General features: G+C 60.6%; 18 protein-coding genes. 10 read left to right on the top strand and 8 right to left on the bottom strand.

Annotated elements, in window-relative coordinates; all coding sequences use genetic code 11:
• The 4 genes from ACMX25_RS39075 to ACMX25_RS39060 all read left to right on the top strand — a co-directional run.
• Positions 1-1331, top strand: a 1331-nt coding sequence (locus tag ACMX25_RS39075) for a bifunctional 2-methylcitrate dehydratase/aconitate hydratase (protein ID WP_414950924.1), incomplete at its 5' end; no start/stop codon positions are given.
• A gap of 72 nt (positions 1332-1403) precedes the next feature.
• Positions 1404-4121 carry an aconitate hydratase AcnA gene (acnA, locus tag ACMX25_RS39070; protein WP_414955182.1) on the top strand — a complete coding sequence of 906 codons (2718 nt, stop codon included), beginning with the start codon at positions 1404-1406 and terminating at the stop codon, positions 4119-4121.
• A 198-nt stretch (positions 4122-4319) separates the two neighbouring features.
• Positions 4320-4556, top strand: a complete 237-nt coding sequence (locus ACMX25_RS39065; RefSeq protein ID WP_414955181.1) for a FitA-like ribbon-helix-helix domain-containing protein — start codon at positions 4320-4322, stop codon at positions 4554-4556.
• On the top strand, positions 4543-4962 hold the full coding sequence (locus tag ACMX25_RS39060) for a type II toxin-antitoxin system VapC family toxin (RefSeq protein ID WP_414955180.1): 420 nt from the start codon (positions 4543-4545) through the stop codon (positions 4960-4962). Before ACMX25_RS39065 ends, ACMX25_RS39060 begins: the two co-directional genes overlap by 14 nt.
• 76 nt (positions 4963-5038) lie before the next feature.
• Here the strand turns inward: ACMX25_RS39060 and ACMX25_RS39055 are convergent, their stop codons facing one another.
• The gene (locus ACMX25_RS39055; RefSeq protein ID WP_414955179.1) at positions 5039-6487 is read right to left on the bottom strand and encodes an NAD-dependent succinate-semialdehyde dehydrogenase; all 1449 of its coding nucleotides are present in this window, start codon (positions 6485-6487) and stop codon (positions 5039-5041) included.
• Between the two features lie 334 nt (positions 6488-6821).
• Between ACMX25_RS39055 and ACMX25_RS39050 the strand changes: the two genes are divergently transcribed.
• The 4 genes from ACMX25_RS39050 to ACMX25_RS39035 all read left to right on the top strand — a co-directional run bounded on the left by ACMX25_RS39050 (position 6822) and on the right by ACMX25_RS39035 (position 11983).
• Positions 6822-7877, top strand: coding sequence for an FUSC family protein (locus ACMX25_RS39050; RefSeq protein WP_414955178.1), 1056 nt, complete (start codon positions 6822-6824; stop codon positions 7875-7877).
• Between the two features lie 155 nt (positions 7878-8032).
• Positions 8033-8686 (top strand): 2Fe-2S iron-sulfur cluster-binding protein, encoded by a 654-nt coding sequence (locus tag ACMX25_RS39045; protein ID WP_414955177.1) that lies wholly within the window; start codon positions 8033-8035, stop codon positions 8684-8686.
• 13 nt (positions 8687-8699) lie between these two features.
• Positions 8700-9713 (top strand): FAD binding domain-containing protein, encoded by a 1014-nt coding sequence (locus ACMX25_RS39040; RefSeq protein WP_414955176.1) that lies wholly within the window; start codon positions 8700-8702, stop codon positions 9711-9713.
• Positions 9714-9742: 29 nt separating this feature from the next.
• On the top strand, positions 9743-11983 hold the full coding sequence (locus ACMX25_RS39035; protein ID WP_414955175.1) for a xanthine dehydrogenase family protein molybdopterin-binding subunit: 2241 nt from the start codon (positions 9743-9745) through the stop codon (positions 11981-11983).
• 15 nt (positions 11984-11998) lie between these two features.
• On the opposite strand, the gene ACMX25_RS39030 is transcribed toward ACMX25_RS39035, so the two are convergent.
• Genes ACMX25_RS39030 through ACMX25_RS39020 form a run of 3 tightly spaced genes read right to left on the bottom strand, consistent with a single transcriptional unit; the run spans position 11999 to position 14070 of the window.
• Entirely contained in the window at positions 11999-12631 is a 633-nt protein-coding gene (locus ACMX25_RS39030) for a hypothetical protein (RefSeq protein ID WP_414955174.1), read from the bottom strand.
• Positions 12632-12666: 35 nt separating this feature from the next.
• Positions 12667-13449 carry a molybdopterin-dependent oxidoreductase gene (locus ACMX25_RS39025; protein WP_414955173.1) on the bottom strand — a complete coding sequence of 261 codons (783 nt, stop codon included), beginning with the start codon at positions 13447-13449 and terminating at the stop codon, positions 12667-12669.
• Between the two features lie 3 nt (positions 13450-13452).
• On the bottom strand, positions 13453-14070 hold the full coding sequence (locus ACMX25_RS39020; RefSeq protein ID WP_414955172.1) for a cytochrome b/b6 domain-containing protein: 618 nt from the start codon (positions 14068-14070) through the stop codon (positions 13453-13455).
• 267 nt (positions 14071-14337) lie between these two features.
• On the opposite strand from ACMX25_RS39020, the gene ACMX25_RS39015 reads away from it, so the two are divergent.
• Positions 14338-15018 (top strand): heavy metal response regulator transcription factor, encoded by a 681-nt coding sequence (locus ACMX25_RS39015; RefSeq protein ID WP_414955171.1) that lies wholly within the window; start codon positions 14338-14340, stop codon positions 15016-15018.
• A complete protein-coding gene (locus tag ACMX25_RS39010; RefSeq protein WP_414955170.1) occupies positions 15015-16466 on the top strand; it encodes a heavy metal sensor histidine kinase in 1452 nt (483 codons plus the stop codon). The genes ACMX25_RS39015 and ACMX25_RS39010 overlap by 4 nt, the downstream gene beginning before the upstream one ends.
• Here the strand turns inward: ACMX25_RS39010 and ACMX25_RS39005 are convergent.
• From ACMX25_RS39005 to ACMX25_RS38990, 4 genes are all read right to left on the bottom strand, one after another.
• The gene (locus ACMX25_RS39005) at positions 16450-18267 is read right to left on the bottom strand and encodes an FAD-dependent oxidoreductase (RefSeq protein ID WP_414955169.1); all 1818 of its coding nucleotides are present in this window, start codon (positions 18265-18267) and stop codon (positions 16450-16452) included. The two genes, ACMX25_RS39010 and ACMX25_RS39005, sit on opposite strands and share 17 nt — an antisense overlap.
• Positions 18264-19340, bottom strand: a complete 1077-nt coding sequence (locus ACMX25_RS39000) for a DedA family protein/thiosulfate sulfurtransferase GlpE (protein WP_414955183.1) — start codon at positions 19338-19340, stop codon at positions 18264-18266. Before ACMX25_RS39000 ends, ACMX25_RS39005 begins: the two co-directional genes overlap by 4 nt.
• A 201-nt stretch (positions 19341-19541) precedes the next feature.
• Positions 19542-19664 (bottom strand): hypothetical protein, encoded by a 123-nt coding sequence (locus ACMX25_RS38995; protein WP_414955168.1) that lies wholly within the window; start codon positions 19662-19664, stop codon positions 19542-19544.
• 54 nt (positions 19665-19718) lie between these two features.
• Complete coding sequence (locus ACMX25_RS38990; RefSeq protein ID WP_414955167.1) at positions 19719-23453, bottom strand: DUF748 domain-containing protein; 3735 nt, start codon at positions 23451-23453, stop codon at positions 19719-19721.
• Between the last annotated feature and the right edge of the window lie 501 nt (positions 23454-23954).

The following is a 23954-nucleotide window of genomic DNA, read 5'->3' as shown; positions in this document are numbered from 1 at the left end:
TGATCGATACGCTCGGCTGCGGACTCGAAGCACTAACTTATCCCGCCTGCACCAAGCTGATGGGACCCATCGTGCCCGGCACGATAGTCCCCAACGGCGCCAAGGTGCCCGGCACCTCTTTCCAGCTCGACCCGGTTCAGGCTGCGTTCAACATTGGCGCGATGATCCGCTGGCTCGACTTCAACGACACGTGGCTGGCTGCCGAATGGGGCCATCCGTCGGACAATCTCGGTGGCATTCTCGCAACGGCCGACTGGCTTTCGCGTAACGCGGTGGCTACCGGCAAGAAGCCGCTATCGATGAAAGACGTCTTGATCGCGATGATCAAGGCGCACGAAATTCAAGGCTGTATCGCGCTGGAAAACTCGTTCAACAAGGTCGGGCTCGATCACGTTTTGCTCGTGAAGCTGGCTTCAACGGCAGTCGTCGGTCAGATGATCGGCCTCACGCGCGATGAGTTGATCAACGCTGTTTCGCTAGCCTTCGTCGATGGTCATTCGCTGCGCACGTATCGGCATGCGCCGAATACGGGCTCGCGCAAATCGTGGGCCGCAGGCGATGCAACTTCGCGCGCCGTGCGCCTTGCGCTGATCGCGAAGACCGGCGAGATGGGCTATCCATCGGTTCTGACCGCTAAAACATGGGGCTTCTACGACGTGCTCTTCAAGGGCAACGAGTTCAAGTTCCAGCGCCCGTACGGTTCGTACGTAATGGAAAACGTGCTGTTCAAGATTTCGTTCCCGGCCGAATTCCACTCGCAAACCGCCGTGGAAGCCGCGATGACCTTGCACGCGAAGCTCGCGGAAACGGGCAAGAAGGTTGAAGACATCAAGAAGATCACGATCCGCACGCACGAAGCAGCAATTCGGATCATCGATAAAAAAGGTCCGCTCGATAACCCCGCCGATCGCGATCACTGCATCCAGTACATGGTTGCCGTGCCGCTGATTCATGGCCGGCTGACCGCATCGGATTATGAAGATTCAGTGGCGAAGGATCAGCGTATCGATACGTTGCGCGCGAAGATGGAATGCGTGGAAGACCCGCAATTCACGAAGGATTATCACGATCCGGAGCAGCGTTCGATCGCCAATGCGCTGACCGTTGAGTTCAATGACGGCAGCAAGTTCGACGAGGTGGTCGTCGAATATCCGATTGGACACAAGCGTCGTCGCGAAGACGGCATCCCGCTTCTGGTTGAGAAGTTCAAGGTTAACCTCGCACGGCGTTTCCCAGCCAAGCAGCAAGAGGCGATCCTCGCGGTATCGCTGGATCAGGCAGCGCTCGAAGCCATGCCGGTCAATGAATACGTTGATTTGTACGTGATTTAGTCAGGATTCTTTACCCGTTTTTAGATCACCCGTTTCGAAGGTATTTCCTCGTTTAAACCAAGGAAAAAAAACATGGCCCACAATCTCCACAAAACGCTCAAGGAATTCGACAGCGGTTCCGGCAAAGGCAAGTACTACTCGTTGCCCGCACTCGGAAAGGCGCTGAACGTCAAGATCGAACGCCTGCCGGTGTCGATCCGCATCGTGCTGGAATCGGTGCTGCGCAACTACGACGGCAAGAAGATCGGCGAAGAACACATCAAGCAACTGGCGACCTGGAAGCCGGTCGCGGATCGTACCGATGAAATCCCGTTCGTCGTCTCGCGCGTCGTGCTGCAGGATTTCACCGGTGTGCCGCTGCTCGCCGATATAGCAGCCATGCGTGGCGTTGCACAGCGCGCAGGCAAGGACCCGAAGGCCATCGAGCCGCTCGTGCCGGTCGATCTGGTGGTCGATCACTCGGTGCAGATCGATTACTTCCGTCAGAAAGACGCGCTCGACCTGAACATGAAGCTGGAATTCCAGCGCAATAACGAGCGCTATCAGTTCATGAAGTGGGGCATGCAAGCCTTCGATACGTTCAAGGTCGTGCCCCCGGGCGTGGGTATCGTCCACCAGGTGAACCTGGAATATCTGGCGCGTGGCGTCCACAAGAAGACGGTCGACGGCGATACCGTGTATTACCCGGACACGCTCGTCGGCACGGACAGCCACACGACGATGATCAACGGCATTGGCGTGGTCGGCTGGGGCGTGGGCGGTATTGAAGCTGAAGCCGGCATGCTCGGCCAGCCGGTGTATTTCCTGACGCCGGACGTGGTCGGCGTCGAGCTGAAGGGCAAGATTCGCGAAGGCGTGACGGCGACCGACCTGGTGCTAACCGTCACCGAAATGCTGCGTAAAGAGAAGGTCGTCGGCAAGTTCGTCGAGTTCTTCGGTGAAGGCACGAAGTCGCTGTCGCTGCCGGACCGCGCGACCATCGGCAACATGGCGCCGGAATACGGCGCGACCATGGGCTTCTTCCCCGTCGATGAAAAGACCATCGACTACTTCAAGGGAACCGGCCGTACCGACGCAGAAATTGAAGCGTTCGAAGCCTATTTCAAGGCGCAGAACCTGTTCGGCGTGCCGAAGGCCGGTGATATTGACTACACGAAGACGCTGACGCTCGATCTCGGCACGGTTGCGCCTTCGCTGGCAGGTCCGAAGCGCCCGCAAGACCGTATCGAAATCGGCAACGTAAAGTCGAACTTCACCGAGCTGTTCTCGGCGGCTGTGAGCGAGAACGGCTTCGGCAAGAAAGCTGCCGACCTGAACAAGCAATACACGACCACGAACAAGGTCGATGTGAAGAACGGCGACATCCTGATCGCCGCTATCACGTCATGCACGAACACGTCGAACCCGAGCGTGCTGCTGGCTGCCGGCCTGCTCGCGAAGAAGGCCGTGGAAGCCGGCTTGACCGTGGCGCCGCACATCAAGACGTCGCTGGCGCCGGGATCGCGGATCGTCACCGAGTACCTGACGAAGACCAACTTGCTGACGTACCTCGACCAGCTCGGCTTCACGCTGGCCGCTTACGGCTGCACGACGTGTATTGGTAACGCGGGCGACCTGACGCCGGAACTGAACGACGCGATCACGAAGAACGATATTGTTGCCGCCGCCGTGCTGTCCGGTAACCGTAACTTCGAAGCGCGCATTCACCCGAACATCCGCGCCAACTTCCTGGCATCGCCGCCGCTGGTCGTGGCTTATGCCATCGCTGGCAACATGACGGTCGACCTGATGACGGAACCGGTCGGCAAGGGCAAGAACGGCAAGGACATCTTCCTGGGCGACATCTGGCCGACGAGCGATGAAGTCAACGCGCTGCTGAAGTACGCACTGGACGCCGATGCATTCCGCAAGAACTACGCTGAACTCACGAAGACCGGCGACTTGTGGAGCAAGATTGAAGGCGAAGCGGGTCAGGTGTATGACTGGCCGAAGTCGACGTACATTGCTGAGCCGCCGTTCTTCGGCAAGGACTTTTCGATGACGCCGGCCGACAGCATTCCTGAAGTCAAGGGCGCGCGTCCGCTGGGCATTTTTGGTGACTCGGTCACGACCGATCACATCAGCCCGGCGGGTTCGATCAAGGAAAGCTCACCTGCAGGCGTGTGGCTGAAGGCGAACGGCGTGCAGAAGGCCGACTTCAACAGCTACGGCTCGCGTCGCGGCAACCATGACGTGATGATGCGCGGCACCTTCGCGAACGTGCGGATCAAGAACCTGATGATCCCGCTGAAGGAAGACGGATCGCGCGTGGAAGGCGGCTTGACGATATTCCAGCCGAGCGGCGAAGAAATGTCGATCTATGACGCAGCGATGAAATACATCGATGAAGGCACGCCGACTATCGTGTTTGCGGGCGAAGAGTACGGCACGGGTTCATCGCGTGACTGGGCCGCGAAGGGTACGCAATTGCTTGGCGTGAAGCTGGTCGTGGCGCGCAGTTTCGAGCGGATCCACCGTTCGAACCTGGTCGGCATGGGCGTATTGCCGCTGCAGTTCAAGGGGTCGGACAGCGTGCAGTCGCTGAATATCACGGGCGAAGAAACGTTCGACCTGGAAGGTCTCACGTCCGATATCAAGCCGCAGCAGGAAGTGACGCTCGTGATCCATCGCAAGGATGGCAGCGAGCAGCGTGTGACGGTGTTGCTGCGTATCGATACACCGATTGAAGTGGATTACTACAAGCACGGCGGGATTCTGCCGTTCGTGCTGCGCTCGCTGTTGGCAGCGTGAGTTTTCCGCAGTAGCTTTTGCAGGTGACCGTGTCCTTTTGAGATCAGGACGCGGGAACGTTGAACCCGGCTTCGGCCGGGTTTTTTTTCGGATTTGAAATCGCCCGAGTCTAGCGTCGACGTGGCAATGTAAAGCTAGTTGGCATGACAATGAACTTGTTTACTGATATCATTGATATCATCAAATTTGGAGGCAACAATGGCCAGTCTTCTTGTACGAGGAATAGATGATGAAGTGGTTCAGAGCCTTCGTGAACAAGCGGCGGCACATGGACGTAGCGCGGAAGCGGAGCATCGGGTGATTTTGGCCGAAGCGTTAGGTCGTCCGAAGCGTCGCAGTTTTGCCGAGATATTGGCAAGCATGCCGAACGTCGGTGAAGACTCCGACTTTGAACGAGTACAAAGCACTAACGAGGCGCCGGGTGTATTTGATTGATACCAATGTAATAAGCGAGATGCGCAAGGGGTCTAGAGCAAACCGAGGCGTTCGAAGTTTTTTTGACCGTGCAAACGACGAAGACAGCGGCTTGCACATTTCAGTAATAACCGTCGGTGAATTGCGACGCGGGCTTGACTCCGTTCGCCACCGAGGCGATGAAAAGCAGGCACGATCGCTGGATGCATGGTTGACCGAAGTTTTAGGCGGCTCCGCCTCGAACGTGCTGAGCATTGGATCGGACGTCGCTCAACTTTGGGGACGTCTCAGGGTGCCAAATCCCGAAAACGAGCTGGATAAGTTGATTGCGGCGACAGCGCTTATCCACGATCTGACAGTCGCCACACGCAACGTGAAGCACTTCGCTTCAACGGGTGTTCGGACAATCAACCCCTTTGATGAATAGTCGAATGCGCCAAAGAAAAACGCGACGCAGCCAAAGGCCACGCCGCGTTTTTACCTGAAACTAACTTCTATTCGTCTTACCGCGCCTCGGTCACGAACTTCGTCACCAAATACGCTTCCATCGCTTCGCTGCCGCCTTCCGAGCCATACCCCGAATCCTTCACGCCACCGAACGGCGTTTCCGGAATTCCCAACCCGTGGTGGTTGATCGACACCATGCCGCTTTCGATGTCCTCACCCACTGCCGCCGACGTCGCGCTCGACCTCGTGTACGCATACGCTGCCAGGCCGTACGGCAGACGGTTCGCTTCCACGATAGCTTCGTCGTAGGACTTGAAGGTCGAGATCGGCGCAATCGGGCCGAACGGTTCTTCCGTCATGATGCGAGCCGACATCGGCACATTCGCGAGCACGGTCGGCGCAAAGAAATACCCTTCACGGCCAATGCGTTCGCCACCCGTCAGCACCTTCGCACCCTGCTCAACCGCATCGGCCACCAGACGTTCCATTGCTTGCAAGCGACGGCCGTTGGCGAGCGCACCCATTTGCACGCCTTCTTCCAGACCATTGCCGACCTTCAGCTTCTTCGTCGTCGCGACAAAATGCTCCGTGAATTCCTCGTAAGCGGATTCCTCGACGATAAACCGCGTCGGCGAAATGCACACCTGGCCTGCATTGCGGAACTTGGCGCTGGCCAGAAGTTTCGCGGCGCGCGGGATGTCGGCGTCGGCGAAAACCAGCGCGGGGGCGTGGCCGCCGAGTTCCATCGTGGCGCGCTTCATGTGCTCGCCGGCCATCGCGGCCAGCAACTTGCCGACGGCCGTCGAACCCGTGAACGAGATCTTGCGGATCAGCGGATGCGCGATCAGGAACTTCGAGACATCGGCGGGAACACCAAACACGAGGTTCAACACGCCAACCGGCAAACCTGCATCGATATAAGCCTGAACCAGCGCCGCGCAGCTTGCCGGCGTTTCTTCCGGTCCTTTCAGGACCACCGAGCACCCAGCGGCGAGCGCCGCCGATACCTTGCGTACAGCCTGATTGATCGGGAAATTCCACGGCGTGAAGGCGGCGACAGGACCAACCGGCTCGCGCGTCACGATCTGGCGCACATTGCCCGCACGCGCAGGAATCACGCGGCCATACGTACGGCGTGCTTCTTCCGCGAACCAGTCGATGGTGTCCGCCGCGCCCAGCACTTCGATGCGCGACTCGGCCAGCGGCTTGCCCTGCTCCATGGTCATGATCGCGGCCACTTCCTCGGCGCGGTCGCGCAGGTTCTGCGCGGCACGGCGCATGAGCTTGCTGCGATCAAATGCCGATACCTTGCGCCACGCCGCAAAACCGCGTCCAGCGGCTTCGGCGGCTTCAGCGAGTTGTTGTTCGCCGGCCAGCGAGAGGCGGCCGATTTCAGCTTCCGTCGCAGGATTGACCACGGCGGTGTCGCGGCTGCCCGCACGCCATGCGCCGTCGATATACAACTGCGTGCTCGGATACTGACGAGATAAAGTGCTTTCGCTCATGCTTGGCTCCTGATGTTCGTGATGGTCATGGTTATCGGGGAAACTGCCGCCGGGGTTGACTCAACAGTCCAACATTCCAACGTTCTTGACACCTCAAACCCGGCGAATTAACCATTGATGGTAACGCGATCACACAGGTTTTGCTCGCAACGGCGAATGGCGACGCTACTCCCGGCCGTCGTGGACAGCCGCGGGCAGCTTCACGTCGGATATTTCCATCGGTTTGAATTTAAACTGACCGCTCCGGCCGATGGCAGCCTTCGGAGATTGCGCCCACCAAAACCGCCAAACCCCGAGCCAGACAACCCGACAAAATTCAGCCAATAACCAGCTAGTGCTCACAAACAAACTCACCTACACGCCCGAACTCCGGCGCTTCGCCCGCACGCTTATCAGTTGCGTGCTGAGTTACGGCGTCGCTAAACTCGCCACGCTCCCCGAGCTTTACTGGGCGGTTATCACCACCCTGATTGTCGTCACGCAGCCCAGTCTCAACCAGGCGCTGAACACGGGCCGCGACCAGATCATTGGGGCGGTGACGGGCGGCGTGGTCGGTGTCGTCGGTTTGTTCGCCATCCTGCGCGGCGCGCCGCCGCTCATCGTGTTCGCCATTGCAATCTTGCCGCTCGCAGCACTGGCCGCCTGGCGGCCGACCCTCCGGCTCGCCTGCGTGACGCTCGTCGTCGTTGTGCTGGTTCCGGCGAGCGGAATGGGCTCCCCGTTCGAACGTCCGATTGACCGTGTGCTCGAAATCCTGATTGGGGGAGGCTCCGCGCTCCTCGTCGCATTCATGATGCCGAATCGTGCGATCAATGCGGCCCACGACCGCGCGAGCGAAATCGTCCTTGCGTTGGGCGATTTGATCACGCTGACCCTGCGCAAGCCCGATGACGCGGACGAAGCCGAGCGCCTTCATCAGCGCTCTGCCGTCGCCGAAAAGGCACTCGACGAGGCTATTACCGAAGCGGGGCGTGAGCACATCATCGTGCCGGTGAAACGCACGCGCGGGGACGTGGTCGACAAGGTGGCGCCCATGCTGACCCGGCTGCATCGGGACGCGCTGTTCCTGGGGAAGGCTTGCACCGGCGATCCGCACCTCGTTGGGCTGAGCGCGGAGCTAAGTGAGACCCATCGCGACGCGCTGAACGTAGCCGCCGATGCGTTTGCCGACGCGGCCAGAACGTTAGCCGCCACGCTCGATGCCGATCGAGGCCATCAGGATGAGAACGTCCTGCTCGCGCGTGCGTCGTTCGAAAAGCTTAGAACGGCATCACACAACGCATGTGAAACGATAGAGAAACACACCGTGCTGGCATTCGTGCTGAACCTGCTGGTACAGGATTTCGGGGACCTGATCGCGACGGTGGAAGTGCTGGATAAACCTGAGTAGAAACGAACGGCACTCACGGCCCAGAACCGCGTGCCATCTTCCCGCCATCTCGCGGCCATCTTGACGCCACGGCGGGTGGCCTATGATGAGTATCGAATGCCGAGACGATGCGATGTCGGTCGTCTTCTATCCATGCATCAACGGGAATTCGACTCATGAACGACAAGCCTCAGCAACCGGACGCGACTGACGACGAGCCGGCGACCCTCTTCGAGCGCGTGACGCGCCGCTCCTTTTTGACGCGCGTGGGCGCGGCAGGCGTTGCCGTGGGCACCGGGCAACTTCATTCGCTTGCGCTCGCAGATTCCAACGATGCAAGCCAAGACGATGCGCCAGCGGACAGTGGCAACGTTCATGTGCAATTGAACGTCAATGGCACGCTCCACGAACTGGATATCGATCCACGCACGACGCTACTCGATTGCGTGCGCGAACATCTGCGCCTCACCGGCACCAAGAAGGGCTGCGACCACGGTCAGTGCGGCGCGTGCACGGTCCATGTGGACGGCAGGCGCGTGAATTCGTGCCTGAGCCTTGCGGCCACTCACGAGGGCGAAATGATCATCACGATCGAAGGCATTGGACGGCCGGGCAACCTGCATCCGATGCAGGCCGCCTTCGTCGAGCACGACGGCTTTCAATGCGGCTACTGTACGTCGGGACAGATCATGTCCGCCGTCGCGCTGCTCAAGGAGCCCTACGGCCACAGCGACGAGGACGTCAAGGAAGCGATGAGCGGGAATATCTGCCGCTGCGGCGCCTATTCGAATATCGTGACCGCGATCCAGCAAGTTCGCCAAAAAGCTTAAACGGAGCGAACGAATGGAACACTTCCAACTCAAGCGCGCTGCCGACGTCAAACAGGCGCTCGACATGGCAACGGCGCAGGCCAATGCAGCGAGCCAACCAGGCACGCCATCAATACGCTTTCTGGCCGGAGGCACGACCCTCCTCGACCTGATGAAGCTCGACGTGGAGCGCCCGGCGCAAGTCATCGACATCCATCGCCTGCCGCTCGATAAAGTCGAAACACTCGACAACGGCGGTGTCACGATAGGCGCGACGGTGCGCAATGCCGATCTCGCGAATCATCTGTTGATCAAGACGCGCTATCCCGTGCTGTCGCAGGCGTTGCTGTCGGGTGCGTCGGCGCAATTGCGCAATATGGCGACGACCGGCGGCAACCTGCTGCAACGCACGCGTTGCGTCTATTTCCGCGATACGAATACCCCATGCAACAAGCGCGAGCCGGGCAGCGGGTGTTCCGCAATCGGCGGCTTCAACCGTAATCTCGCCATCCTGGGGACAAGCGAACACTGCATCGCGACGAATCCTTCGGACATGAACGTGGCCATGACGGCGCTCGAGGCAAGCGTCCACGTCGAAAGTGCGCAGGGCAAACGAAGCATCGGCATTGACGACTTTTTCCTGTTACCCGGTACGACGCCCGAACGCGAAACATCGCTCAATGCCGGCGAACTGATCACTCACGTGACGCTCCCCGCGCCCATGCCTGGTAGTCATAGCGTCTACCTGAAGCTGCGCGATCGCGCGTCGTACGAGTTTGCGTTGGCGTCGGCGGCAGTTGTGTTGACTGTGTCGTCGGGCAGGATCGATCACGTCAGGATCGCGATGGGCGGCGTGGGCGTGAAGCCATGGCGTTCGCACGAGGCGGAAGCGGCCCTTCTCGGGCGCTCACCCGATGCCACCGCGTTTCGTGCGGCAGCCGAAGCCGCGCTTCAGACAGCCCGGCCGCAAAGCCAGAATGGCTTCAAGGTCGAACTGGCGAAGCGCTGCATTCAGCACGCACTCACGCTTGCCACCCGGACTGCCTGATTGCATAACGCCAATTCGCGGAGAACACCATGCAGGTAGCTTCAAAGAAAGCGCAGCCATTGATCGGCGGCGACTTCCAACGAATCGATGCCCCGCTCAAGGTGAGCGGCCTCGCGCCATACACATCGGACTTCTCCTTGCCCGGGATGCTCTACGCCGTGCCCGTTTGCGCGACCATCGGCAAGGGACGCGTGACGCGGCTCGACACCGCTGCTGCCGCGAAAATGCCCGGCGTTAAGATGGTCTACACGCGCGAGAACATCGGCAAGTTTTATCGTGTTGGCTTTGCATCGGAGGCGAGAATCGATGAGAAACGGCCGCCGTTCGAAGATGACATCGTCTACTACTACGGCCAGTACATTGCCGTGGTAGTAGCCGACACCTTCGAGCAGGCGACCGCGGCGTCCGGTGCGGTGAAGGTAAGTTATTCGACGAGTCAACCCGACGTGCGCACAGAGATGTCAGCGGAAGAGAAGCCTTCAGTCGATACCCAGCGAGGCGACGCTGACACCTCCTTTGCCAACGCCCCCGATGCGCTCAAGCTCGACCAGACCTATACCACGCCAATTGAAACGCATAGCCCGATCGAATTGCACGCGACCGTCGCTGCCTTCGATGGAACCAACTATACGTTCTACGAAACATCGCAATCGATTGTGAATCAGCGACAGGTCATGGCGTTGATGCTCGGCGTGTCGGAAGACCAGGTCCGCGTGATCATGAAATACCTTGGTTCCGGGTTCGGCGGCAAACTGTTTCCATGGTCGCACTCGTTACTCGCCGGCGCTGCGGCGCGCAATCTTCAACGTCCCGTCAAGCTGGTGGTGACCCGCGAGATGATGTTTCATAACGTCGGCCATCGGACCAGCACGCAGCAGCGCATGCGTTTGTCGACAACCCCCGACGGTCGCTTAACTTCGTTTCAGCATGACTATGTCTATCAGACGGCTCGCCGGGAAACGCGCAAGGAAAATTGCGGAGAGACGTCTGGTTACCTGTACAGCTCGCCTAACCTGCGCGTCACCGCCGCCCTCGCGCGACGAGACATTGCGCCCAGCACGTCGATGCGTGGTCCAGGCGCGGTGCCCGGCCTGTTCGCGATCGAGTCGGCCGTCGACGAACTCGCCATCAAGCTCAACGTCGATCCGCTCCAGCTGCGGCTGATCAACGAGCCCGCCACGGACGAAAGCCGCAACGTGCCGTTCTCGTCGCGACACCTGAAGGAGTGCCTTACTGTTGGCGCTGACAAGTTCGGGTGGTCGAACCGAACTGCAAGCGTTGGTTCGATGCGCCGCGACGGCCTCGTGGTTGGTTGGGGAATGGCAGCGGGTTCGTGGGCCGCAAGGCGATTGCCGGCGGAAGCCATCGTCGAACTGCATGCCGATGGGACCGCTCGCGTCGCGACGGCGACTCAGGATATTGGTACGGGTACCTACACAATCCTCGGCCAGATGGTCGCCAATCTGACCGGTATCGCGCTCAACAGGATTGCCGTGGTGATCGGCGATACCCGTTTGCCGCCGGGACCATTGTCCGGTGGCTCGATGGTGACCGCGTCACTGGTTCCAGCCGTGACGCAGGCCACTCAGGCTGCTGTCCAGCAGCTTCTTGCGACGGCCGCTGGAGCGGACAACTCGCCCTTCAAGGGACAGTCAGTGGACGTGCTGGGCTTCGAACAAGGCATGGTTTATCGCAAAGGGACATCGCCCGGAGCGGGTGTGCCATTCGAGCGGATCCTCGCGCCTGCGCAGGTCAGCATCGTTTTGGGCAGGGGTCGTTCCGGTGCGAGCGGGGCAGATGCCGACGCGAACAAAGTGTCGATTCACTCGTATTGCGCGCACTTTATCGAAGTCACGTGGCAACCGGAAACTGCACGGTTGCGCGTGAGCCGGGTGGTAAGCGTGATCGATGCTGGCAAGATCATCAATACGCGCACGGGCCGGAATCAGATCGAAGGGGCAATTGTGATGGGCGTGGGTATGGCGCTGTTCGAGGAGACGCACTACGACTCGCGTTCAGGCGCGCCGCTCAACCGCAACCTCGCCGACTACGTGATGACCACGCACGCCGACTCACCCAAGATGGACGTGACATTTCTGGACTATCCGGATTTCGCGCTGAATCCGCTGGGTGCACGAGGGATCGGAGAGATCGGCATGGCAGGCATCGCGCCTGCCATTACCAATGCCGTCTATCACGCGACGGGGGTACGCGTGCGCGATCTCCCGGTGAAGATCGAAGATTTGTTGGCAGCGCCGGGAGCGACATAACGCCTTAGCGCGTCATTACATCGGCGGCGCAACGCCATCCTTCTCAACCACTACGCGCGAAGCCGCAAACTCGGTGCCGCTCACCGGCGACGCAACGATAAACACCTTCTTGCCCGCAACAAGATCCGTGCGCGCAGCCGGCGCGAACGTCACTACAGGCACGCCGTCCGGCACCGTCACCGTGTTGCTGCCGCCCTTGTACGACAGCTTCAGATCACGGCCGTTCGTGCCCGTCACGATCTGATCGACGTTTGCATTCGTCATCGTGCTGTTCGGCGAGAGGTCCCACGCATAGTGGCCTTCACCCGATCCGCGTGCCGCTTCCGGGAACACCAGCACTTCGGTCGCCGTCATCTTGCCGTCGGTACCGGTGGTTGCTGCCGTGCCGATAAACGAGCCGGTCTTGATGTCGGAGAGCTTGATGTTCTTCACGGCCGTGACGGGCGTGTCCTGCTTCATGTCGATGGTCACGGTGTCGCCGCTGCGACGATGCACGGTCAGCGTATCGCCGGACAACGACACGATATCGCCACGAATACGCGCTGGTTTAGCCGCCGGCGCCTGGGCAAACGCGACGCCCGCAAATGCGAGCGCAGCAACCGATACACCGAGTTTCAAACGCAAAGAAGTAGATGAGGCAATAGACATGGAGGCTCCAGTTTTAATATGTAACGCGAGAAAATTCAGGCACCGCCGAACCAGTTGTATCCCTGGTTCTCCCAATAACCGCCGGGATATTCGTTCGTCACAGTAATCGCGACAATGTGCTTCGGGTTCTTGTAGCCGAGTTTCGTCGGCATGCGCAGCTTCATCGGGAAGCCGTATTTCGGCGGCAAAACCTGGCCGTCGTACGTCAGCGTCAAGAGCGTCTGCGCATGCAGCGCAGTCGGCATGTCGATGCTGGTTGAATAGTTATCCGCGCAGTGGAACGCTACGTATTTGGCCGTGGTGTCGGCGCCGGAACGCTTGAGAAAATCGGCGAAACGCACGCCGCCCCACTTGCCAATCGCGCTCCATCCTTCAATGCAGATGTGCCGCGTCACCTGACTTTCCTGCGGCAACGCGTGCAGTTCTTCAAGCGTCCAGACGTTCTTGCCCTTCACGAGTCCACCGACCGACAGCTTGTAGGTAGCTGCATCGACGACAGGGACATCGTCTATGTCGTAGAACGCGTTGAACGGGAACGGCCGCGTGATCATCGACTCGGGATAGGTCGGCGCGAGCTTGTTCGGGTCGAAGAGAAACGCTTGCGCGTCGTCGTTGAAACGCGACATGGTCCGCAGCACGGTGTTCACGGATTTATCGTCGGAAATATTGCAGCCCGACAGCATCATGAGACCGCCAAGCGACAAGATGCGCTTGCCGAACAAACGCCGCGCCGGCGCCTTCAGTTCATTGCGCGCATCCTTGAGGATGTTGTCGACATCGAGATTCGACGCAATGAGTTCGCTCTTTCTGTTCAGCATGGTTCAGCGGCCCCGGATCATCAGCAACAACGAGCGTGGAACGAGCGCGACCATCACCACGTGCAATACGAAAAACGCCACCAGGAAACTCATCGCGAAGAAGTGGACGACGCGGGCGTTGTCATAGCCGCCCATGAGGTCGCGCAGCCACGGGAATTGCACCGACTTCCAGACCGCAAGACCCGACAGGATAACGACGACGATATCCACGATCACCGCGAGATACGCAGCCTTCTGCACGGCGTTGTAGTGCGTAAGATCGTCATGCTTGAGTTTGCCGGTCAGCGCGGCGCGCAGATCGCCGAAGAGACTTTTGATGCTGAGCGGAAAGAGCTTGCGGCGAAACCGTCCGGAGATAATGTTCAGTCCCACATACACCAGGAAGTTTGCGACCAGCACCCACATTGCTGCGAAGTGCCACAGCAACGCGCCGCCCAGCCATCCGCCTAACGTGATGCTTGAGGGAAAGACGATCGAAGGGAAAATGGGCGATGCGTTGTAGACCTGCCAGCCGCTCGTCACCATGACCACGACCGCCAGCGCGTTGATCCAGTGCGTGATGCGAACCCAGCCGGGCTGGGTGATGGCGGGAGTCGAAAGTTGAGTCGAAGGTGAATTCAAGCTCGCCTCGTGGTGGATGGATCGAACGGGGTGCGAAGATACTGTGATTCGGGGATTCGGGGACTTGATAAGTACATGGGATAAACCCGTGGCCACGCCGCCGGGTGTTACGCGCGAAGGCCTCGTCTGATTTGCATCTTAGCGACCGCACGCTGATCTGCGCATGACGGGTTAATGACTTTTTTGTCATCTTTTCCCGGCGCCGAGGCAGGTGGATAGAATAGGTCATATTTCTGACGCTAAACCTACAAGCCAAGCGCACGCAGCATGACCATCCTGGTTATAGAAGACGACCGCAAGACCGGCGACTATCTGAAGAAGGGGCTTACGGAGTCCGGGTATCAGGTCGACCTGATCCGCAATGGCGCCGATGGCCTCCATCAGGCGCTCGCACACCCTTACGAGCTGATTGTGCTCGACGTGATGTTGCCCGGTCTCGACGGCTGGCAAATCATGCAGGCGTTGCGCGCGAAGCGTGACTTGCCGGTCATCTTCCTGACCGCGCGCGATCACGTCCGGGACCGTATTCACGGCCTCGAACTGGGCGCGGACGATTACCTCGTCAAGCCCTTCTCATTCACCGAACTTGTTCTACGCATCCGTACATTGCTGCGACGCGGGGTCACGCGCGAATCAGATGTATTCCAGGTCGCGGATCTTCACGTCGATGTCCTGCGCCGCCGCGTGACGCGCCAAGGCACGGACATCGCGTTGACGAACAAGGAATTCGCGCTGCTCCATCTCTTCTGCAAGCGACAGGGCGAAGCATTGTCGCGGACCTTGATTGCATCGGAAGTGTGGGACATGAATTTCGACAGCGATACCAACGTGGTCGATGTCGCCATCAAACGCCTGCGCGCAAAGCTCGATCAGCCCTTCGATATCAAGCTGATCCACACAGTGCGCAGCATCGGATACTCGTTCGGTGCATCCGGGGACTCGCATTGAGTCCGCTATGGCGGTCGCGGTCGCTGGTCCTGCGTATCACTTGCCTGTTCGCGCTGATCGTGTGCGTGGTGGTCAGCATGGTCGGAGGATCGCTGTATCACGCGACCAGCGCCACGCTGTCCACGCGCGCTGACTATCAGTTGATCGGACGCGTCGAACATTTTCGCTCGCTGCTGCACGATCTCTACACGATCAAGGAAATCGAAGCGCGGCCCAAGCTCTTCGAGACCATGCTCGGCGACAGTCAGGACGTCATCATTTTCCAGCGGCCAGGCCTCCCGCCGTTCATCAGCGTGAACCCGGAAAACATGCCGTTGCCACCGCTCGTTCCGGTGCCGGTGCAACGCGCGGTGGGCCTCGAGGCGCTGTATGAAGGCACGCGCCGGGACGGCGTGCGCATGCGTTGGGTCGCGGCGCAAGCGCGCGTAGGCGACAGCGGCGAAGTCATCGAGATTATCGCGGCGCACGTGATGACCCAGGAAGCGCGCGTGCTGTCGACGTATCTCCTGCGTGTCTGGATCACGGTGGTGAGCGCGGTGCTGATTACCGCGCTGCTCGCGTGGTGGGTATCGAGCCGTGGCCTTGCGCCGCTGCGAAAAATGGCCGACAGGGTCGCCGGGATCACGCCCGACACCTTGTCCGCGAGACTCGATATCGAAAATACGCCGACCGAACTGCAGAGCCTGGCGATGTCGTTCAACGCCATGCTCGACCGACTCGCAACCGGTTATGAACGGCTGCTGCAATTCTCCGCGGATCTGGCGCACGAGGTACGCACGCCGATCGGTGTGCTGATCGGACAAACGCAGGTCACGCTCGCGCATACGCGCAGCGAGAGCGAATACAAGAGCGTGCTGGAGTCGAATCTGGAGGAGCTGGAGCGGCTCGGGCGCATTGCGCAGAACATCCTGTTTCTCGCGCAGGCGGATCACGAGCGGCAGGACATAGAGCGCACGCCGCTGAACATTCGCGAACAGCTGGAAACCATTGCGACGTATTTCGAAGGACTCGCGGACGAACGCAATCTCAGCTTCGAAGTGCATGCCGAGGGTCAGATGTGGGCGAACGCAATCATGTCCCGGCGCGCGATCAGCAACGTGGTGGTCAACGCGGTGCGTTATGCCGAAGCCGGCACCACGATCCGGCTGACCGGCAGTGAAGATGCACGAGGCGCACTTATCGTCATTGGTAACCAGGGCAGGCCGGTCGCGCCCGACGATCTCGCGCGCCTGTTCGACCGGTTCTATCGCGGCGATGCGGCCCGCAGCGAGTTCACGGAATCGAGCGGCCTGGGATTGTCTATTGTGCAGGCGATCATGCGGCTGCACGGCGGCTCGGCGTCGGTGAGTTGTTCAGCGGACGGCTGGATCGAATTCACGCTTCGATTCGCCGCCCTGCCGCATTCCACCCCGCATTCCGCCCCGCCTGCTCCTACGCGCCGGCCTTGAGCGCCAGCTCCTGACGCTCGGCCAGCAGGCCGTGAATCTGCGATACAACCGCCGCGCCCTCGCCCACCGCCGCCGCCACCCGTTTCGTGGATGCCGAGCGCACATCGCCAATGGCAAACACGCCCGGCACGCTGGTTTCCAGCGAGGTCGAGCCTTCGGCGTGGCCGCCGTGGGCAGCCGGCCCCGTCAGCACGAATCCCTTGGCGTCCGTGTTGACATTGCAGTCGCGCAGCCACGCCGTGTTCGGGTTGGCGCCCGTGAAGAGGAACAGGTGCCGCACATCGAGCGTGAGCGGACCGTCAGGCGTCTTGCAGTGCACGGCGGCGAGCGTCCGGCCATCGCCTTCCAGCGACTCGATCTGCGTGCGTGTATGCACCGTCACGTTCGGCAATGCCGCGATCCGGTCGATCAAATACCTCGACATGCTGAGTTCGAGCCCCGGCCCGCGGATCAGCAGATGCACGCGCGCTGCATGCGAGGCGAGATACACCACCGCCTGGCCCGCTGAGTTGCCGCCGCCCACCAGCACGACTTCCGAGCCCTTGCAGAGCTTCCCTTCGACTGGCGACGCCCAGTAATACGTGCCGTGCCCTTCGAATTTATCGAGCCCGAGAATGTCCGGCCGCCGATAAGCCGCGCCGGTCGCGATCACAACCGTATGCGAGCTCACGCGCTGCCCGTTCATCAGCTCGATCTGGATCGGCATGCAGTTGCAGTGCAGCGCCTTGATCTCCGTCGGAATGGCGATGTGCGCGCCGAACTTTTGCGCCTGCACGAACGCGCGTCCCGCCAACGCCTGGCCGGAGATGCCGGTCGGAAAGCCGAGATAATTTTCGATCCGCGAACTCGCGCCGGCCTGGCCGCCGGGCGCGCGGCAATCGAATACCGCTACCGACAACCCCTCGGACGCCGCATACACGGCCGTCGCCAATCCAGCCGGTCCGGCGCCGACGACGGCGACATCGTAGATATGCGCAGGGTCGAATTCCGGCAGCCAGCCGAGTTGCGACGCGAGCTGATTTTCATCGGGCGCGCGCATGACCGTGCCGTCAGGACAGATGACCAGCGGGAAATCCGCCTTCGATGTCGAGATCCGTTCGAGCAACGCAATGGCTTCGGGATCGGTACACGCGTCGATCACCGTGTGCGGATAACCGTTACGGCTCAAAAATCCTTGCAGCGATACCAGCCGGCCATCGTCCGACTGGCCCACCAGAATCGGCCCGCTGCCTTTTTCGATCAACCCGACGCGACGCAGGATCAGCGAGCGCATGATCCGTTCGCCGAGTTCCGCTTCCGCCACCAGCAGCGCGCGCAGGCGTTCGGGCGCGATCAGGATGGCTTCCACATCTTCGATTGCGTGACCATCGACCAATGCAGGCTTGCCGGATAACTGGCCGACTTCCGCCAGGTATTGCCCGGGGTCCGCCTCCGTTACCAGATGCACGTGGCCGAGTCCGTCGCGCCGCGTCACCCGCACGCGGCCGTTCAGCAGCACGAACATGCCCGGGCCGGGCACGCCGACTTCGAACATCAATTCGCCTGCGCGCCAGTACTGCACGGTGCCGAAGCGCCGCATGCGGTCGATTTCCTCGACCGTGAGATACGGGTACATCTGGTGCTTGCGGCTTTGCAGCGGCGAGAACGGGGCGTCGGCCGCGGCGTCGGCCGGCGCCGCGGCGGCGGTGTCGTTCGTGATCGAGTTGAGGTTTTCCGACGCAGCCGGTGGACTATCGCGCCATTCCGGTTGGCCGCGGCCATGGTTAGGCACTTCGTTGATCCCTTCGGGCGTGGTACTCATGCGTGGCGATCTCCGTGCAGGTAGACGGCGTCATGCAGCGCGCCTTTGCCGGCGGCCGGCGCTTTCGCGGGCCACGGGCACATGGCGGCCATTTCGCCCAGATCCTCGCGCGCGCCGCCGAAGTCAGTCAGCGGCTTGAGGTCGAGACCGGCGAGACGCCAGGCGTCGAGGCCGCCGGTCAGCGGCACGACGTCCTTGAAACCCGCATTGCGGAGTGCCTTGGCCATCCATGCCGCCGATACCTCGTTCGGACACGAGCAATAAATGATGATCTTCTGATCCGGCTGATAACTTTCCACGATCTTCTGCAATTCGCGTTCATCGGCGAAAACGGAGCCTGGAATCACGAAAGGATCGAGCACGCGTTTCTCGGCCGAGCGGATATCGAAGATGGCGGGCAGCGGTTCGTTCGCCATCAGCGAGTACAACTCGTCGACGGTAATGCGCGCCGTTTCCAGCGTCTTCATCAGCATCTTCCGGCGCCAGTAGCGGTATGCCACGTAGCACGCCAGCGCAACCGCCACGACCAGCAGCGCCTGCTTGCCGAGCCGCGCGATCATGGCGAACACCATGTCGAGTTCGGCCGCGAAGATCACGCCCACCGCAAGTCCGACCGCGGCCCACAACGCTACGCCGCCGCCGTCATGCGCAATGAACGAGCGCGTGCGCACACCCATTGCACCGGCGAGCGGCACTGAAACCAGCGACAAACCCGGAATGAATTTCGCGATGAGCAACACGCGCACGCCCCACTGACCGAAAAAGCGCTCGGTCTTTTTTACGCAGGTGTCGCGCGACAAGGACAGTTTGCAGATGGTCTTGAGCGTGCGGTCGCCGTACCGCCGGCCGCCGAGGAACCAGACGAGATCGCCCAGCACCCCGCCGAGCACGGCAATGCCGAGCATCAGCGCGAGATGGGGCCACAGGGCCTGGCCGTTGAAGCCCATCATGGCCACCGATGCACCCACTACGATCAGCGTTGGCATCGCGGGAACAGGCAGGCCGAGCGCTGCGCCCATGACGTTGAAAAAGACGATTGCCGGGCCATACCGGTCAGCCAGATCATGCAACAGCATGGGATTCTCCTGCAGGTTGTGCAGCGCTGGATTCGGGTGTGGAGAGCCTGAACGCCGTGGGCGCTTCGCGCAAAGCGCTTACTTTATACGGCTTGTTTGTCGCTTGTTTGACGGCCTTGCGATGAAGCGCGATGAGTCCGGGAACGCCGCTGGAAAACTGCGTCGAGCGATGAGCCGCTTCGGTGCAGCGTGGCTGTTCTACAGCCGTTCCGCGTTCCAGACATGTGCGCCGCGATGCGCCGCTGCATTCATGAAATGAGTGTAGCGCGGATTGGCAAGAATGCCGATTGCCGCAGCCGTTTCCGCTTTTTCAGTACGCACGATCCAAAACGCGTGCCTGAATCCACCTGTGTTCGTCGCCTCGTCGCTTCGCCGTCACTTAAGCCCGAAGTCTACCCGCGTAGGCGCACCCTTGTCCTTGATACCCTCCGCGTTCAGATGGGGCGCGACGATGAAGATCCGCTTGCTGTCGATCTTGCCATCGAAATATTGTTTCACCACGGCCGCGCGTCGCTGCGCCAACGCACCGAGCGCGCCCTCGTCCACCGGCGCGTGCTCTGCGAGTGCGGCTTTCATGTCGGCGTCGGGCACGCTCTTGGTCATGCCGATCAAGTTGCGCGGTTTTTTGAAGTCCGCATTTTTATACGCTTTCGTCAGGAACTTGCTGTATTCATCTGCGGAAATGGGGGTGCTCATTGGACTAATGTTCGGATTGTCTTCGCTCGCGTCCTGCATCTTCGCCAGCCGCACCTGGCGGTCAACGTAGGCCGCGCGCAAACCGGGTTCGTCCAGCGCCGGATCGACCCGCGCCGATATCTCCAGCGTGATCGACGGTTTATCAGCCAGCGCCTTGGCGATGGTGTCGAGCTTCTCCTTTGAAGTGTCACTCAGCGTGGCCGAACCCGGATCGAACTCCACGTAGCCGAGTTCTTCGGGATTCTTGCCGCCGAACGCGTTCGCGATCAGCGAGAACGGCGCAGTCACCGCACGCTCGAGCAAGTGAACGATTGCCGTCCACACCAGCGAGCCGATCGAGAATTGCGGATCCGAAAGCGAGCCGGAAATGGGCATATTGACGTCGATCTCGCCTTTCGAATTCTTCAGCAGCGACACTGCAAGCCGAACCGGCAATTTGGTCGCGGTGGTGTTGTCGACGTGATCGCCGAACGTGAGTTGATCGATGAAAAGATGGTTGTTCGCGCTGAGCTTTTCGTCGGCGAGCGTGTAGTGCAGGTCGACGTTGAGCTTGCCCTTCGTGATCGGATAACCCGCATATTTGGTCGAATACGGCGAGATATTCGGCAATTCGACGTCGTGCGCGCTCGCGGTGAGATCCAGCGATGGTTTCGCGATCAGCGGATTCACGACCCCTTTGATCGATACCGGCCCGTTCGCCGACAGTTTTGCGGCGACATCGACGGGAGCCGGCGTGGTCGAGTGCGTGCCGAATGCGCCGATCGTGCCGGTGATCGAAACCAGGTTCGCGGTGAAATTCGGCTTGATGAAGTTATCGGTGTAGGTCACGCGGCCGTTTTGCAGCACGAGCTGGCCAAAACGCAGATTCGCCAGTGACGACGCGGTTTTCGGCGCGTTGGCCGTGCTGGCGGCAGTGTTAATCGCAGCGGGCTCGGGAGCAGGCTTTGCAGCGGGCGCAACGGCCACGGCTTGCGTGGTGCCCGCGCCCTTGTCCTTGGCCACGATATCGGTGAGATTGAGCTTGCCTTGCGCGTCGAGCAGCACGCGGCCGTAGAAATTCGCGAACGTGATGCGCGCGGCCTCGACGTCGGCGCCTCGCTCGTCGTAGCGGGCATTCAGTTTGGTCAGGCCGAGCAGTTTCCAGCCGGCCAGTTGATCCGAATTCACCCGGTCGATCAGCCGCACGTTCGACAACGACACGTCGCCCTTGTAACCGGCCTTCAGCGCGCGTCCTTCGCCCGAGAACGACGCGTCGCCGTTCGCGCTCAGCAATGCGCTCGAAACCGTTGCGTTCAGGTTGCTGCCGAAGTACGGCTCGAACGCCGATGCGTCGAGCGCGTTGGCGTCAACGTGCAGCGCGAGGCTCAGCGGTTTCGCGGTCAGCGTGCCGGCCACGGCCAGCGCGCCTTTGCCGTTCATCGTCAATTTGCCGTCGATGGCCAGCGGTTTCGTCAGGTCGTCCGTGACCTGCTTGACGTTCAGTTGCAACGGCGCGATGTGCAGATTGACCGGGCGCTGCGTGGATTCATCGGTGAAATTGGCGCTGCTGTCGTTGAGCGACACCTGGGCGATCTGGTAACGCCATGCCGGACCCGCCGCATTTGCCTTTTCGACCTTGCGCGTCGCGCTGGCTTCCGGCGCGGTTTCGTGCGGCCCGGCAAGTGCGGCGAGATCGATACTGCCGTCCTTCAGGCGTTTTGCATCGATGGAAAGGCCGTTCAGCACGACGCTGTCCAGCGCCGCCGTGCGCGCCGCGACATCGATTTTCCGGATCTTCGCTTGCGCCGAACCGAGCGCGATGGGCGCCGTGTTATTCGACTGCGGAACCAGCTTCAGTGACTTGAGCGTGACATCGCCCGTGCCGACCTGGACGGACGGTTCGGGCTTCGACCAGTCCACTTGCAGCGGCAGGTTTGCGCCGAGCGAACCGTCCGTGATGCGCGCGGCCACCGCGTTCGCCACATAGGGTTGCAACGGCGCCAGCGGCAAATCGTTCAGCGCGAGTTTTGCGTCGGCATTCTTGCCCGGCAGCGTGAAATTACCCGATACGTCGAGGCCGCCGCCGTTGTCGAAGGCCGTCTTCAGCGTATAGCGCGCCGGGGGTTTGCCGAGTGTGGAGAAGTCGTCGAGCGTCACGTTCAGCGCAGTCAGCCCGAGCGTGGCGGATTGCGCCATCAGGTGGTCATCGAAGACGACATGGCCCTGGTCAATCGCCAGATGTTTGATCGCGAGGTCGAGCGGTTGCGCGGTATCGGCAGGCTTGGCGTCGCTGGCGGGAGCAGGTGCGGCTGCGGGCGCAGGTGTTGAAGCAGGCGTTGATGCGCCGAGTTTTTCGAAGTTGAATGCGCCGTTTTTATCGCGGGAAAGTTTCACGTCCGGCTGCGTCAGGCGCACTTCATCGAGCCGATACACATTGCGCAGCGGCTCGAGATTCGCCGCATTCACATGCAACGTTTGCGCTGCGAACAACGGCGCGTCCTGCTTGTCCGTCACGGCCAGATCCGCGAGATCCACGGTTCCTTTGACGCGAACCACGGGCGCGTCGGCGCTGAGTTCAAAGGTTACATCGAGATTCGTCGACAAGCGTCCGCTCTTGACTGCGACCGGCAGCGACGCGGGGGCGTACGACACTAATTGCGGTATGTCGAGGCCGTCGAGCTGCAGCGCGATCTCCGACTCGCGCGACTCGGAGAACGGCTTGGTGCGCCCGTGGATAGAGAGCGGCGAACCGTCGATGCGTGCCTGCAGCGACGGCGTGACGAACAATTCCGTGGTCGATGCGAGATTCGCAATAAACGGAATCCCGATCGACCAGCGATCGATTATGTGGTGGGTTTTAAGCAGGTGATCGTCGAAATCGATCCGGCCATTTTCGACCCGAATATTCGATACCGAGAAACGTGCTGGTTTGCTGGATGGATTGGCGGAAGGCTTTGAGAACTTTTCGATGAGATCGGAGAAATTAAAGCGTTGCGCGTCGAGGCGCACGATATGAAAGCGCGGTGAATCGATTTTGAGTTCATTGATGATTGGCGCCAGACGAAACAGCGAAGACCATGAGGGATCGATGATCAGGCGTTCTATATCGATGAAATCGTTGCTTTTTGCGTCTGCGCCCAGGTTCGCGGGCGCTTCGCCGATATGCACGCGGTCGGCTTCGAAACTTAGCGTATAGGGATTAAGCGCGATTCGTTGAATGCTGACCGGGCGATCGAGTTGTGCTGCGAGTTGTTGCTCGGCGATATGCCGGATGAGCGGCGGCGCGGCGAAAAAGCCGAGCAAGCCAATGACGATGACAGCGAGCAGGAGCCCGATCACGATGCGGCGGGTGCGCCGGGCTTGGGCTACTGCGTTTGCCCCTTTGAGCAGGTTACGCCCGGCGGAAGTCAGGGAAGTCTTGTTCAGGCTTGCCATGCGTGCCTCGTAGCGCGGCCGCGCACGCGGGCACGAGCCACGCGCAGCCTTGGGGAAACAGGAGGCCTGAGTATACGACGCTGCGCTGGCAAATTGAAGAGGAGGTCGTTGGCACTTGGGAGGTGTTCTGCGTTAGCGGTCGGGGTCAATGCCGGGGTGCTAGGTTCTGGCGTTAGCGGTCTGGGTCATTGCCGGGTTGCTGCTTTCCAGGTCTTTGCGCGTTATGCGTTGGCTGTTTTCTTTATCACTATTAGCCACTGCGCGTGGCGGCGCGTCATTTCTTTGTCCAAAGCGACAAAGAAACGAAGCAAAGAAAACGCTTTCACCGCTCTACCCTAAGTGTCCACAGCGTGCAGTTCCATTTCATGGGTGCCCCAAAAGCACGGTGCTCGCCAGAGCTTAGGATGTGTGAAACCCTCTTTCTCCGAACACGGATACCCCACGCTGCGCCACCAGTGACTGAAGCTGCCCGAAGAGCACCCCGCGCTATCCGCCTAGAAC

This window comes from Caballeronia eucalypticola (assembly GCF_047608185.1).
In the GTDB taxonomy this organism is placed as follows: Bacteria; Pseudomonadota; Gammaproteobacteria; order Burkholderiales; family Burkholderiaceae; genus Caballeronia.
Note: the sequence above shows the minus strand (reverse complement) of the source record. Positions and strands in the feature narration are given on the sequence as shown.

Coding starts and splice junctions, on each gene's coding strand:
- acnA (WP_414955182.1), top strand. CDS start 1,404: ATGGCCCACAATCTCCACAAAACGCTCAAGGAATTCGACAGCGGTTCC.
- ACMX25_RS39065 (WP_414955181.1), top strand. CDS start 4,320: ATGGCCAGTCTTCTTGTACGAGGAATAGATGATGAAGTGGTTCAGAGC.
- ACMX25_RS39055 (WP_414955179.1), bottom strand. CDS start 6,487: ATGAGCGAAAGCACTTTATCTCGTCAGTATCCGAGCACGCAGTTGTAT.
- ACMX25_RS39045 (WP_414955177.1), top strand. CDS start 8,033: ATGAACGACAAGCCTCAGCAACCGGACGCGACTGACGACGAGCCGGCG.
- ACMX25_RS39040 (WP_414955176.1), top strand. CDS start 8,700: ATGGAACACTTCCAACTCAAGCGCGCTGCCGACGTCAAACAGGCGCTC.
- ACMX25_RS39035 (WP_414955175.1), top strand. CDS start 9,743: ATGCAGGTAGCTTCAAAGAAAGCGCAGCCATTGATCGGCGGCGACTTC.
- ACMX25_RS39030 (WP_414955174.1), bottom strand. CDS start 12,631: ATGTCTATTGCCTCATCTACTTCTTTGCGTTTGAAACTCGGTGTATCG.
- ACMX25_RS39025 (WP_414955173.1), bottom strand. CDS start 13,449: ATGCTGAACAGAAAGAGCGAACTCATTGCGTCGAATCTCGATGTCGAC.
- ACMX25_RS39015 (WP_414955171.1), top strand. CDS start 14,338: ATGACCATCCTGGTTATAGAAGACGACCGCAAGACCGGCGACTATCTG.
- ACMX25_RS39005 (WP_414955169.1), bottom strand. CDS start 18,267: ATGAGTACCACGCCCGAAGGGATCAACGAAGTGCCTAACCATGGCCGC.
- ACMX25_RS38990 (WP_414955167.1), bottom strand. CDS start 23,453: ATGGCAAGCCTGAACAAGACTTCCCTGACTTCCGCCGGGCGTAACCTG.